Origin of the sequence: Pannonibacter sp. XCT-53, from assembly GCF_009915765.1 — a bacterium.
In the GTDB taxonomy this organism is placed as follows: domain Bacteria; phylum Pseudomonadota; class Alphaproteobacteria; order Rhizobiales; family Stappiaceae; genus Pannonibacter; species Pannonibacter tanglangensis.
In genome coordinates this window covers 2,076,206-2,089,130 of record NZ_JAABLQ010000001.1, presented here as the reverse complement: position 1 = coordinate 2,089,130, position 12,925 = coordinate 2,076,206, and the positions used below count along the sequence as shown (strand labels likewise).

The following is a 12,925-nucleotide window of genomic DNA, read 5'->3' as shown; positions in this document are numbered from 1 at the left end:
TATGTCATGCCATGACACTCTGGATCCTCTTCGCCCTCATGACGGGCCTTGCCGCCCTGTCGATCCTCATCCCGCTGCGCAAGGGCAGCGATCGCATGAGTGCGGAGGCAGCCAACCGTGCCGCCGACGAGGCCGTCTACCGGGCCCAGCTTGATGAGGTCGACCGCGACGCGGAGCGGGGCCTGATCGATGCGGCCCAGGCCGAGGCCGCGCGCACGGAGATCGCGCGCCGTCTGATTGCCGCCCATCGCCAGAACACCCAGGACGCCGACGGCCCGGCAAGCCGCTGGCCGGTCTCGGTCACAGTGCTGATCGCCGCCGTCGTGCTGCCGGTCGGCGCGCTGGGGCTCTATCTCTCGACCGGCTCGCCGCAGATGCCCGACCAGCCGCTGGAAGCCCGGCTTCAGGCCGATCCGCAGGGGCAGCCTGTCGAGATCCTCGTTGCCCGGGTGGAGCGGCATCTGGCGGACAATCCCTCGGACGGGCAGGGCTGGGAAGTGCTCGGCCCGGTCTACATGAGCCTCGGCCGGCCGACGGACGCCGCCAAGGCCTTCGCCAATTCCATCCGTCTCAACGGCGCGACCGAGCCGCGCGAATCCAACCTGGGCGAGGCGCTGGTCGTGGCCGCGCAGGGGCTCGTGACGGCCGACGCGCGCGCGGCCTTCGAGCGTGCCGTTGCGCTGGACGCCACCGCGCCGAAGCCGCGCTTCTTCCTGGCGCTGGCGCTTGGCCAGGAAGGCAAGCAGGCCGAAGCGATCGCAGCCTGGAAGGCCCTGCTCGACGGCGCCGATCCGGCCGCCATCTGGGTGCCGGCCGCCCGGCAGGAACTGGCCAAGCTGGAAAACCCGGGCGGGACAGCGCCGCTCGGGCCGCAGATCACGGCACCTGCGCTGCCCGGACCGGACGCGCAGGCCGTCGAGGCCGCCGCTGCCATGAGCGAGGGCGACCGCCAGCAGATGATCCGTGGCATGGTCGACGGACTGCAGCAGCGGCTGATGAGCGAGGGCGGCTCGATGGACGAGTGGCTGCGCCTGATCCGGGCACAGGCCGTGCTCGGTGACCGCGAGGCGGCCCGAGACAGCCTGGCAAGGGCCCGCGCGGCCCTGGCCAGCGACCCGGCGGCGCTTGACGCCCTGAGCCGGATGGAGACGGAGGCCGGGCTCGGATCCTGAGCCCCGGATCACGCCGGGTGTCGTCGGCCGCGCGCCAGCTGCGCGACCGGGCGGACCCGGAGGGCCGGACCGGCGGGGCACGCCCCGCGGCGGGATCTGGCCGGACGACCCGGGAGGGGGCCCCGGAACATGAGACAATCCGGCACCGGTCCGACCGCTGGTCGTCGCGACGGTGCCGCCGCAACGGACGTATGATCGACCGGAGCCTGCCGCCGCTGGCGACGGGCAGGGTCGATCCGGAGGGATGCAGACGCGACATGACACGCAAGCAACGCCGACTGACGCTGATCGGATCCGCCGCCGTGGTTCTCGCCTCGGCGGTCGGCCTTGTTCTCTATGCCCTGAATGACCAGATCGTCTTCTTCCGGACGCCGACCGACGTGATGACCCAGCAGATCCCCGCCGGCCAGCGCATCCGGCTGGGAGGGCTCGTCGAAACGGGGTCCGTGGTGCGCTCCGATGACGCAAGGGTCAGTTTCCGGGTCACGGACACGGCAAATGCCGTGCCGGTGACCTATGTCGGGATCCTGCCGGACCTGTTCCGCGAGGGGCAGGGCGTGGTGACGGAGGGCATTGTCGGTCCGGACGGCGTGTTCAAGGCCGACAACGTGCTGGCCAAGCACGACGAGAACTACGTGCCGAAGGAAGTGGCCGATGCGCTGAAGGCGCAGGGGGTCTGGAAGGGTGATGGCGCGCCGCCGCAGTGAGCCTGCCAGACCGGATCAGGATGGGCAGGACGATGGGCGACGGCCGCGCCGACCGGGCTGGCAGGAGGACCTGCCGGTGAGGTCGGGCGGCAGGTGTCGGGAGAGAGACAGATGATCGTTGAGACGGGGCATTTCGCGCTTGTGCTGGCCTTCGTGCTGGCGCTGATCCAGTCGGTGGTTCCGGTCTGGGGTGCCTTGACCCAGGACCGCCGGCTGATGGACACGGCCGCGCCGATGGCGGTGGTCATGTTCCTGCTGGTGTCGGTGTCCTTTGCGGCGCTGACCTGGGCCTATCTCGCCTCCGACTTCTCGGTCGTGAATGTCTGGGAGAACTCGCATTCGGCGAAGCCCCTGATCTTCAAGATCTCCGGCGTGTGGGGCAATCATGAAGGCTCCATGCTGCTGTGGGTGCTGATCCTGGTGCTGTTCGGTGCCCTCGTCGGCCTGTTCAGCAGCAACGTCCCGGCCCAGCTGCGCGCGACGACGCTCGGGGTGCAGGGCTGGATCACGGCGGCGTTCCTGCTGTTCGTGCTGGCCACGTCCAACCCCTTCGGCCGCATTCCGCAGCCGCCGCTGGAAGGCAACGACCTCAACCCGCTGCTGCAGGACATCGGCCTCGCGATCCATCCGCCGCTGCTCTATCTGGGCTACGTCGGCTTCTCCGTGACCTTTGCCTTCGCGGTCGCGGCGCTGATCCTCGGCCGCATCGATGCGGCCTGGGCGCGGTGGGTGCGCCCCTGGGCGCTGATGGCCTGGGTGTTCCTGACCCTCGGCATCTCGATGGGGTCCTACTGGGCCTATTACGAGCTCGGCTGGGGCGGCTGGTGGTTCTGGGACCCGGTCGAGAACGCCTCGCTGATGCCCTGGCTTGCCGGCACCGCGCTGCTGCATTCGGCCATCGTCATGGAGAAGCGCGAGGCGCTGAAGGTCTGGACCGTGCTGCTGGCCATCTTCACCTTCTCGCTGTCGCTGCTTGGCACCTTCCTCGTCCGCTCGGGCGTGCTGACCAGCGTGCATTCCTTCGCCGTCGATCCCGCGCGCGGCCTGTTCATCCTCGTCATCCTGTGCCTGTTCATCGGCGGATCGCTGACGCTTTATGCGTGGCGTGCCCCCCTGCTGAAACAGGGTGGCCTGTTTGCCCCCATCAGCCGCGAGGGCGCGCTGGTGCTCAACAACCTCTTCCTGACGGCCGCAACCGCCGCGGTTCTGGTCGGCACGCTCTATCCGCTCGCCCTCGAGGCGGTGACGGGGGAGAAGATCTCGGTCGGTCCCCCGTTCTTCAACCTGACCTTCGGTCCGCTGATGATCCCGCTGATGCTGGCCGTTCCCTTCGGCCCGCTGCTCGCCTGGAAGCGCGGTGACATCCTGGCGGCGGCGCAGCGGCTCTATGCCGTGTTCGGTGTTGCCATCCTGATCACCCTCGCCGTCTTCTGGGCCTGGGGCATGCAGCAGGTCCTGGCGCCCATCGGCGTCGGCGTCGCGGTCTGGATCATGGTCGGATCGCTGGCCGAACTGGCCGCCCGCGTCCGCTTCGGCGAGATCGGGGCAAGCCGCGTGCTGTCGCGTCTCGCCGGCCTGCCGCGGTCGACCTATGGCACCGTGCTCGGCCACTTCGGCATCGGCGTGACGACGCTCGGCATCGTCATGTCGACGGCCTTCCAGACCGAGATCGTGCGCACGGTCCGGCCGAACGACACCTTCGACGTGGCAGGCTACCAGCTCACCTTCACCGGCATCGTGCCCCGGCAGGGACCGAACTTCAACGAACAGGTCGGCCATTTCGACGTGCGCAAGGGGGGCACCGAAGTCGGTTCGATGGATCCCTCCAAGCGCATCTACCCGGCGCGCGGCATGCCGACGACGGAGGCCTCGATCCTGACCTTCGGCTTCTCCCAGCTCTATGTCTCGCTCGGCGAGACGCGGGACGGCGGTGGCGCAGACATTCGCGCCTACTACAAGCCGATGATCACGCTGATCTGGATCGGCACCCTGTTCATGTCGCTGGGCGGCCTGATCTCGCTGACCGACCGGCGCCTGCGCGTCGGCGCCCCCAAGCCCGCGCGCAACAAGGCCGCGGGCCTGAGCCCGGCCGAATGAGGAGGATCGTCATGCGCCGCCTGCTTGCCCGGCTTCTGGTCGCACTCTGGATGCTGCCCCTGCTGGCCGGCGCGCTGACGCCCGCCGCCGCCGTCGCCCCGGACGAGGTGCTGAAGGACCCTGTCCTGGAAGAGCGTGCGCGGGGGCTGTCGGCACAGTTGCGCTGCATGGTCTGCCAGAACCAGTCGATCGACGACAGCGACGCGCCGCTGGCCAAGGACCTTCGTGTCCTTGTCCGCGAACGGCTGGTGGCCGGCGACAGCGATGCGCAGGTCATCGACTATCTCGTCTCGCGCTACGGCGAGTTCGTGCTGCTGAAGCCGAGACTGGCCTGGCATACGCTGGTGCTGTGGGCGTCCGCGCCGGTGGCGCTGGTCGCCGGGCTCGGCACCATCTACGTGGCGATGCGTCGTCAGCGGCAGCGTGCGGCCCTGGCCGCCGCCAGCGGTGGGCTGACCGAGGCCGAACAGCGGGAACTGAACGAGATCCTGAACAAGGACGGTCGGGCCTGACCCGACCGGACGGCCGCGTCTGCGCGTGCGCCCGTGCCTGCGGCGGCGCGAGGCCAGCTCAGGCGGCTGCCGCCATGGCCGACAGGCGGACCTTGATGAAGCGCATCGTCCGCTGGGCTTCGGCGACCGACAGGATGCGGAACTCGCCGATCCAGGTGTCGACGACCGTTGGTGCTGCCTTCATCTGCCGGGCCCGCGCCTTGCAGAGCGCGCTGAAGGCGACTTCGCCGATCTCGAGCGAGCGGCAGAGCACGGCGATGGCCTCGATGTCCTGGCGCACGATCACGTTGCGGACGAACTTCTCGTCCATGGCGGTAATGTTCGCGAGGAGGAAGGCGAGATCGTAGAGGTCATTCGCCAGACTGTATTCGATCACCACCTCGTCGAGCGGGCGTTGGCCGTCCCGGATGTCCTTCAGCGTCGCCTTGGTGTTGAGGCGGGCCTTGCGACGCTCCAGCTTGGTGTCATCGACGAGCAGGCTGGCCTCGCGGAACAGGTCGCGGGCGACGCGCTCGTTGTTCTCGAAGATGTGCCGCAGCTTGGTCTGGCGGTCGACCGGCAGCATGGCGAGCAGTTTCTCGAAATTGGCGCGGTTGAGGTCGTGCCGCTCCGTCAGGCTTTCGCGCAGCGTCGCATCCGTCTCGGCGAGCTTGACCAGAAGCCGCCCGCCCCAGTCCGACAGCTCGGCGCCCGGGTTGGCGGCCACCGACCGGCGCACCGGCTGCTCGCCCCGTTCCAGCAGGATGTCGGTCACGCGGGCCTGCAGTGCGTCGCGCTTGGATATCGCCAGCAGATGATCCTGCCCCTTGGTCTTGGCAAGGGTGTAAAGGTCGTCGTCGGTGAGCACCGGCGAGTTCTGCAGCACCGGAGCCGCCACCGTGGCCGTGTCATTGGCGAGCTTGAGCACGAGCTCGCGCGGTGTCGTCTCGATCGAGCCGATCTGCTGCGACAGGCTCTCGCGGCCGTCGATGTCGACCATGTCGATGAGGTTGACCAGAACGTCGTTGAACAGCGCCAGTTCCTCGTTCGTGTAGCGCTCCGCACCATCCACGAAGAGGGCCGCGACGTGTCCCATAAGCTCCCGGCGCTTGTCGCTGCTGCTTTCCCGCGCCAGATCGACCAGTGATGCCAGCATGTTCGCCCCGACTGCCCAAAGTCATGATCCCTGAAGCTCCAAGCTAGGCTCCAAAGCCTTTACAGAGGGATAAATCGATTACAGAAACTGGCAGGTATCTCCCGTTTTTTCACCTGAACGGAGCGTCATGTTCTCCCCCTCCGAAGCCCTGTCCGTGCCAGCGGTGCAGGCCAGCGGCGCAGGCCGGTGACGCAGCCTCGCGGCGACGGAGCAGGGCGACGGGCGGGCTGAGCCGGAGGGGTGCGGCGACATTACGAAGGATTAATCCGCCCGACAGGCGGCTGTAAGGCAGGTCTCTCCATATTGGTCTCGAGGGTGAGGGAAAGGTCCCCGCGTTTCCCGCCCAGATGTTTCCTCAAGCTCCAAGACCTCCAAGGAGAGCCTTCATGACCGAGACCGCAAGCCCCCGTTCCAAGCTCCATGTCGCGCGCCGCTCCCGGCTGCTCGCCGGCGCCATGGCCCTCGGGATCGCCGGTGTCCTGACCGCCCAGACCGTCCTGCCCGGACAGCCGGCCCTCGCCGAGGCCGTGCGCGTGACAGCGAGCGCGCCGGCCGATTTTTCCCAGGTCGTCCGTGCCGTGCAGCCGGCCGTCGTCAGCGTCCGCGTCAAGCAGGCGGCCGAGCCGCAGATGATGAATTTCGGCAACCGCGGGCCGCAGATGTTCGGTATGCCCGGCCTTGAGGACCTGCCTGAGGGCCATCCGCTGCAGCGCTTCTTCGAGCGCCGCGGCGAGGGGGACCGCGGCCAGCAGCGCGGCGACCCGCGCTCCTACGGCATGTCGCAGGGCTCGGGCTTCTTCATAAGCGAGGACGGCTATGTCGTCACCAACCATCACGTGATCGACAAGGGCACCGAGTTCATCGTCATCGACAACGAGGGCACCGAGCGCGAGGCCAAGCTCATCGGCGCCGACCCGCGCACCGACCTCGCGCTGCTGAAGGTCGAGGGCGACAGGCCCTTCACCTATGTCCGCTTCGCCGACGATGCTCCGGCCGTGGGCGAATGGGTGGTGGCGATCGGCAATCCCTTCGGTCTCGGCGGCACGGTGACGGCGGGCATCGTCTCGGCCCGGGGCCGCGACATCGGCGCCGGCCCCTATGACGACTTCATCCAGATCGACGCGCCCGTCAACCGGGGCAACTCCGGCGGACCGGCCTTCAACATGAAGGGGGAGGTCATCGGGGTGAATGCCGCGATCTTCTCGCCCTCCGGCGGCAATGTCGGCATCGCCTTCGCCATCCCGGCCTCGACGGCAACCGACGTGGTCGGTGACCTAAAGGAAACCGGCACGGTGACCCGCGGCTGGCTCGGCGTGCAGATCCAGCCGGTCACGGCCGACATTGCCGAAAGCCTGGGTCTGGCCAAGGCGGAAGGCGCCATCGTCTCCGACCCGCAGGCCGGCAGCCCGGCCGACAGGGCCGGCGTCCAGGCGGGCGACACGATCCTGCGCGTCGACGGCCAGGCGGTGAAGGGGCCGCGCGAACTGTCCCGTCTGATTGCAGGTCTCGCCCCCGACACGCGGGTCAACCTCACCGTCTGGCGCGACGGTGCCGAGCGCGACATCACCGTGACGCTCGGCCGGTTGAAGGACGCCGAAGCGGCCGCCGTGACCCCGTCGGTGTCCGGTCAGACCGAACTCGCCGACCTTGGTCTCGAGGTCACCAGCGCCCGTCGTGCCGGTCTCGATGTGGAAGGGGTGGTCATCACCCAGATCGATCCCAACGGCCCGGCCGCCGAAACGGGCCTGCGCGCCGGAGACGTCATCGCGGAGGTGGCCGGCCAGAAGGTGACCTCGGCCCGTGACGTGGAAGCGGCCATCGCGCGGGCCGAGAAGGATGGCCGCAAGGCCGTGCTGATGCGCGTCTTCAGCGAGGATGCCTCGCGCTTCGTGGCGGTGCCTCTCGCCTGATCGCTGATGACGCCGTCTCCCTGAGGTCCGCTGCCCTTGAACGGGAGACGACCGGAGCGCGGGCTGTCGCAAGACGGCCCGCGCGCCGGGGCTCGCGTGGCCGCCCGGGCCACATCCGCCGGTCCCGGCGCAAGCCCGCAGCAGCGCAGGACTGCAAGATCCGCCCGGACCTGCGGCCTCCCGTTTGTCCCCGTCCCGTTTGTCCCCGTGCAGAACTCAGGTAAAAGAAGGGCATGATGCGGATTCTGATCATCGAAGACGACAAGCAGGCGTCTGCCTATCTCGCCAAGGGTCTGAAGGAAGTCGGCCACATGGCTGACCAGGCGGCCGATGGCGACGAGGGGCTGTCCATGGCTCTCGACGGAGCCTATGACGTGCTGATCGTCGATCGCATGCTGCCGCGCCGCGACGGCCTGTCGGTCATCCAGGCGCTGCGCAAGTCCGGCAACCACACGCCGGTGCTCATCCTGTCAGCCCTCGGTCAGGTCGATGACCGGGTCACGGGCCTGCGGGCCGGCGGGGACGACTACCTGCCAAAGCCCTATGCCTTCACCGAGCTCCTGGCCCGTGTCGAGGCCCTCGGCCGCCGGCCCAAGAGCGGCGGCGACGTGGAAACGGTCTATCGGGTGGCCGATCTGGAGCTGGACCGGCTGGCCCACCGCTGCACCCGCGCCGGGCGCGACATCCCGCTGCAGCCGCGCGAGTTCCGTCTGCTTGAGTACCTGATGCAGCATGCCGGCCAGGTCGTCACCCGGACCATGCTGCTCGAGAATGTCTGGGAGTATCATTTCGATCCGCAGACCAACGTGATCGACGTGCACATCTCGCGGCTGCGCTCCAAGATCGACAAGGACTTCGACACACCGCTGCTGCAGACCGTGCGCGGCGCCGGCTATACGATCCGCACCGGGTCCGGCCGGGAGGGCGCGGACCGTGACAGCACCGCTGGCTAGGCTGCTGCGGACGACGGCCTTCAAGCTGTCGCTGCTCTATCTCGCGGTCTTCACCGGCCTGTCGGGTTTCCTGCTGTTCTCCGTCAGCCACAACACGGATTCGCTCATGACCGAACAGGTCGTGCAGACGGTGGACGCGGAGATCCAGGGCCTGTCCGACCAGTATGCCCGCGGCGGCGCCCGGGCCCTGGTCTCGGCCATCGACAGCCGCGCACGCCGGCCCGATGCCAGCCTCTACCTGTTCGTCGATTTCGCCGGCAACGTGCTGGCCGGCAACATTTCCCGCCTGCCGACCACCGTGCTGGAAGAGGCCGACGGCGGTGTCCGACGGGTCAAGTATGCCCGGGGCGAGGGCGAGATGGAGCGCGAGGCCGTGGTGCGCACCTTCGAGGTGCCAGGCGGCTTCCGCCTGCTCGTCGGCCGGGATCTCGGCGAGCAGGCCCGCTTCCGCGACATCCTCGCCGGCGCCCTGCGTGTCTGGCTGGTGGTGGTGATCCTGATGGCCGTCGTCACCTGGGCCTTCGTCAGCCGGCGGGTCCTGAAGCGCATCGACGCGATGGCCGCCTCCAGCCGCCAGATCATGGACGGAAACCTGTCGCAGCGGCTCCCGCTGGCCGGCAACGGGGACGAGTTCGACCGCCTCGCCGTCAGCCTCAATGCCATGCTCGACCGCATCGAGCTGCTGATGCAGGGCCTGCGCGACGTGACCGACAACATCGCCCACGACCTGAAGACGCCGCTGACCCGGTTGCGCAGCCGCCTCGAGACGACCTTGCGCGAGGCACGCGGCGAAGCGGACCTGCGCGAGGCGCTGGAGGCGACGATCGAGGACAGCGAGGGCCTGATCCGGATCTTCGACGCGCTGCTGCGGATCGCCCGGGTCGAGGCCATGTCGCCGGACCGGGGCCTCGAGCCGGTCGATGTGCGTGCCATTGCCGAGGAGATGGCCGAACTCTACGGGCCGGTGCTGGAAGACGAGGGCGGTCGCCTGTCGCTGGACCTGGCGCCGGTGCCGAAGGCCCTCGGGAACCGCGAGCTGATCGCCCAGGCGCTGGTCAACCTGATCGAGAACGCCCTGAAGTATGCACGGACGGACGATGGACAGCCCCTGTCAATAACCGTAATGGTCAGACAGGAGAAGGATCGGATTCTGCTTTCGGTGGCCGACAATGGCCCCGGCATCATGGCGAAGGACCGGGACCGCGTCGTCGACCGGTTCGTGCGCCTGGAGCAGAGCCGGTCCGAGCCTGGCTATGGATTGGGGCTCAGCCTTGTGCGCGCCATCGCGCGCCTGCACGGCGGCACCCTCGTTCTGGCCGATGCACAGCCGGGACTGCTGGCGCGCCTCGACCTCGTGGCCGCGCCGGATGCCAAGACGGGAGGCGAGGGACGCAATGGGGACGACAGGAGCTGACGGCGGGGACACGCGGCCCCTGAGCCACCGGATTGTCATCCTGCCCCATGCGATCGACCCGCAGCGCGCCGACCGGCTGGTGGCGGACCTGCGCGAGCGTGCGGAGGCCGATCCCTCGGAAGGCAGCGCCGCCGTGCTGGACCTGATCGCCAGCGACGCCCGGCTGTCGGCGTTTCTCGGCGCGGTCATGGCCAATTCCGCGTATTTGCGCGACCTCTGCCTGATCCGCCCCGAGCGTCTGGGACGCATCCTCACCGCCCGGCCAGAGGCCTTCATTGCGGCGACCATCGCAGCCGGCCGTGCGGCACGCGAGGACAGCGAGGCCGAGCTGATGCGCCGGCTGCGGCACCTGAAGCAGGAGCTGGCGCTGTGCCTCGGGCTCGCCGACATCGCCGGCGCCGTCGATCTGGACGTGGTCACCCGGGGACTGGCCGAGTTCGCCGACGCCGCCCTGACCGCCGCCATCCGTTTCTGTCTCCGCGACCTGGCGCAGCGGGGCCGTTTCGAGATCACCGATCCGGACCAGCCGGAAGTCGGCAGCGGCCTGATCGTGCTGGCCATGGGCAAGCACGGGGCCTTCGAGCTCAACTACTCGTCCGACATCGACCTCATCGTCTTCTATGACCCGGCGATCACGCCCCTGCGCGGCGGGGCGGAGGCGCCGGTCGAATTCGTGCGTCTGACCAAGCGCTTCGTGAAGATCATGCAGGAGCGCACCGGCGACGGCTACGTGTTCCGGACCGACCTCAGGCTGCGACCGGACCCGGGCGCGACGCCGGTGGCCATGTCCGTGCCGGCCGCGCTCGCCTATTACGAGGCACTGGGGCAGAACTGGGAGCGCGCCGCGCTGATCAAGGCCCGGCCCTGCGCCGGCGATCTCGCGGCAGGAGACGCCTTCCTGCACGAGATCGTGCCCTTCATCTGGCGCAAGTATCTCGACTTCGCCGCGATTGCCGACGTGCACTCGATCAAGCGGCAGATCCACATGCACAAGGGCCATGGCAAGATCGCCGTGGCCGGTCACAACGTGAAGCTCGGCCGGGGCGGCATCCGTGAGGTCGAGTTCTTCGTCCAGACCCAGCAGCTGATTGCCGGTGGCCGCAACCCGGACCTGCGCGGCCGGCGCACGCTCGACATGCTGCAGCGGCTCGTTGCCGCCGGCTGGATCGAGGAAGAGGCCCGGTCCGATCTCGAGGCGGCCTACCGCTTCCTGCGCAGCGTCGAGCACCGCATCCAGATGCTCAACGACGAGCAGACCCACCTGTTGCCCCAGGACGAGGAAGGGCTGACCCGTGTGGCCTATCTGTGCGGGTTCGAGGATCGGCCGGCCTTCGAGGCCCGCCTGCTGTTCCATCTGCAGCGGGTGCAGCGCCATTACGCCGAGCTGTTCGAGGACGAGCCGGAGCTGGCCTCCGACATGGGCAACCTGGTCTTCACCGGCGACGACGACGATCCGGACACGCTGCAGACCCTCTGGAGCCTCGGCTATCGCCAGCCGTCGGAAGCGGCCAAGATCATCAAGGCCTGGCATTTCGGACGCTATCCGGCCATGCGCTCGACAAAGGCCCGCGAACGCCTGACAGAGCTGCATCCCGTGCTGATCTCGGCGCTGGCGGAGACCGACAACGCCGATGCGGCCCTCAGGGCCTTTGACGCCTTTCTCGCCCGGTTGCCGGCCGGCGTGCAGCTCTTCTCGCTGCTGCGCTCGAACCCGCACCTCCTGCACATGCTGGCCACGGTCATGGGCTCGGCGCCCCGCCTCGCGGAGACGGTCGCACGCCGGGTACACGTGCTCGATGCGGTTCTGGATCCGGCCTTCTATGGCTCCATGCCGAGCCTGGTCGAGTTCCGCACCGGTCTCGACCTGACGCTGGCGCAGGCCCGCCACTACGAGGAGGCGCTCGACCGGGCCCGCATCTTCACCCAGGAGCAGCAGTTCCTCGTCGGTCTGCGGCTTCTCTCCGACACCCTGAGTGGCGATCAGGTCGGCTACGCCCTGGCCCGGCTCGCGGAAGTCGTCGTCGACCGCATCCTGACGCAGGTCGAGGCACATGTGGGGGCCAGTCACGGCAAGGTGGCGGGTGGCCAGCACGCGGTGATCGCGATGGGCAAGCTCGGCGGCGAGGAAATGACGGCCACGTCTGACCTCGACCTGATCCTGCTCTATGACGTGCCCGGGGACGCGACCCAGTCCGATGGCGCGCGCCCTCTGCCGGTCAGCCAGTACTACATCCGGCTGACGCAGCGTCTGGTGACGGCACTCTCGGCCCAGACCGCCGAAGGCACGCTCTACGAGGTGGACTTCCGGCTGCGGCCATCGGGCAATGCGGGGCCGCTGGCCACCAGCCTGCTCGCCTTCGAGACCTACCAGAAAACCGAAGCCTGGACGTGGGAGCACATGGCACTCACGCGCGGCCGCGTGATTGCCGCCTCCTCGCCCGACTTTGCAGAGCGCGTGACGCGCTTCCTGCACGAGACGCTGCGCCAGCCGCGCGACCGGGCGAAGGTCGCCCTTGATGTCGCCGCCATGCGCGCCCGGATCGAGAAGGAAAAGGGCACACGGGACATCTGGGATCTCAAGCAGGTTGCCGGAGGCCTGGTCGACATCGAGTTCATTGCCCAGTTCCTGCAGCTGGTGGAAGGAGACCGCCACCCGCAGATCCTTGCCCAGAACACCGGCGAGGTGCTGGCCCGGGCCCTTGATGCCGGCCTGCTCGACGCCGACACGGCCGGACCGCTGTCGGCGGCGCTCAGGCTCTATCATCGCCTGACACAGGTGCTGAGGATGACGCTGGCCGGCTCCTTCAAGGTCGCCGAAGCGCCGCGTGGCGTCGTCGACCTGCTGCTGCATGCGAGTTCCGCGCCGGATCTCGGCCGCCTCGAGCTGGAACTTGCCGAGACGCAGCAGCGCGTGCGGCAGATCTTCGAGACGCTCGTCGGACCTGTGGTGCTGCCCGAGGCACTGGAGGCCTGACAGAGCTGAGGCCAAGCAGAGCTGAAGGCTGACGGACCCGCGCCGCGCCGG

9 protein-coding genes are annotated in these 12,925 nt (G+C 68.7%); 8 read left to right on the top strand and 1 reads right to left on the bottom strand.

Going from position 1 to position 12,925, the window contains the following annotated elements:
- Window positions 1-11 precede the first annotated feature (11 nt).
- From ccmI to GWI72_RS09195, 4 genes are all read left to right on the top strand, one after another.
- On the top strand, window positions 12-1,172 hold the full coding sequence (gene ccmI / locus GWI72_RS09210; protein WP_161674197.1) for a c-type cytochrome biogenesis protein CcmI: 1,161 nt from the start codon (window positions 12-14) through the stop codon (window positions 1,170-1,172).
- Between the two features lie 257 nt (window positions 1,173-1,429).
- The gene (gene ccmE / locus GWI72_RS09205) at window positions 1,430-1,879 is read left to right on the top strand and encodes a cytochrome c maturation protein CcmE (RefSeq protein ID WP_161674195.1); all 450 of its coding nucleotides are present in this window, start codon (window positions 1,430-1,432) and stop codon (window positions 1,877-1,879) included.
- A 111-nt stretch (window positions 1,880-1,990) separates the two neighbouring features.
- A complete protein-coding gene (locus GWI72_RS09200) occupies window positions 1,991-3,976 on the top strand; it encodes a heme lyase CcmF/NrfE family subunit (RefSeq protein ID WP_161708451.1) in 1,986 nt (661 codons plus the stop codon).
- 11 nt (window positions 3,977-3,987) lie between these two features.
- The gene (locus GWI72_RS09195; protein ID WP_161708450.1) at window positions 3,988-4,488 is read left to right on the top strand and encodes a cytochrome c-type biogenesis protein; all 501 of its coding nucleotides are present in this window, start codon (window positions 3,988-3,990) and stop codon (window positions 4,486-4,488) included.
- 58 nt (window positions 4,489-4,546) lie between these two features.
- On the opposite strand, the gene GWI72_RS09190 is transcribed toward GWI72_RS09195, so the two are convergent.
- Window positions 4,547-5,623: a DUF2336 domain-containing protein gene (locus GWI72_RS09190; RefSeq protein ID WP_208995690.1), complete on the bottom strand. Its 1,077-nt coding sequence runs from the start codon at window positions 5,621-5,623 to the stop codon at window positions 4,547-4,549.
- Between the two features lie 386 nt (window positions 5,624-6,009).
- On the opposite strand from GWI72_RS09190, the gene GWI72_RS09185 reads away from it, so the two are divergent.
- The 4 genes from GWI72_RS09185 (at window position 6,010) to GWI72_RS09170 (ending at window position 12,874) form a co-directional block, all read left to right on the top strand.
- A complete protein-coding gene (locus GWI72_RS09185; protein WP_161708449.1) occupies window positions 6,010-7,533 on the top strand; it encodes a Do family serine endopeptidase in 1,524 nt (507 codons plus the stop codon).
- Window positions 7,534-7,766: 233 nt separating this feature from the next.
- Window positions 7,767-8,486 (top strand): response regulator transcription factor, encoded by a 720-nt coding sequence (locus GWI72_RS09180; RefSeq protein WP_161708448.1) that lies wholly within the window; start codon window positions 7,767-7,769, stop codon window positions 8,484-8,486.
- On the top strand, window positions 8,467-9,900 hold the full coding sequence (locus GWI72_RS09175) for an ATP-binding protein (protein ID WP_161708447.1): 1,434 nt from the start codon (window positions 8,467-8,469) through the stop codon (window positions 9,898-9,900). Before GWI72_RS09180 ends, GWI72_RS09175 begins: the two co-directional genes overlap by 20 nt.
- Window positions 9,881-12,874, top strand: a complete 2,994-nt coding sequence (locus GWI72_RS09170; protein WP_161708446.1) for a bifunctional [glutamine synthetase] adenylyltransferase/[glutamine synthetase]-adenylyl-L-tyrosine phosphorylase — start codon at window positions 9,881-9,883, stop codon at window positions 12,872-12,874. Before GWI72_RS09175 ends, GWI72_RS09170 begins: the two co-directional genes overlap by 20 nt.
- Window positions 12,875-12,925 lie beyond the last annotated feature (51 nt).

Coding starts and splice junctions, on each gene's coding strand:
- GWI72_RS09185 (WP_161708449.1), top strand. CDS start 6,010: ATGACCGAGACCGCAAGCCCCCGTTCCAAGCTCCATGTCGCGCGCCGC.
- GWI72_RS09170 (WP_161708446.1), top strand. CDS start 9,881: ATGGGGACGACAGGAGCTGACGGCGGGGACACGCGGCCCCTGAGCCAC.
- GWI72_RS09195 (WP_161708450.1), top strand. CDS start 3,988: ATGCGCCGCCTGCTTGCCCGGCTTCTGGTCGCACTCTGGATGCTGCCC.
- ccmI (WP_161674197.1), top strand. CDS start 12: ATGACACTCTGGATCCTCTTCGCCCTCATGACGGGCCTTGCCGCCCTG.
- GWI72_RS09180 (WP_161708448.1), top strand. CDS start 7,767: ATGATGCGGATTCTGATCATCGAAGACGACAAGCAGGCGTCTGCCTAT.
- ccmE (WP_161674195.1), top strand. CDS start 1,430: ATGACACGCAAGCAACGCCGACTGACGCTGATCGGATCCGCCGCCGTG.
- GWI72_RS09190 (WP_208995690.1), bottom strand. CDS start 5,623: ATGCTGGCATCACTGGTCGATCTGGCGCGGGAAAGCAGCAGCGACAAG.
- GWI72_RS09200 (WP_161708451.1), top strand. CDS start 1,991: ATGATCGTTGAGACGGGGCATTTCGCGCTTGTGCTGGCCTTCGTGCTG.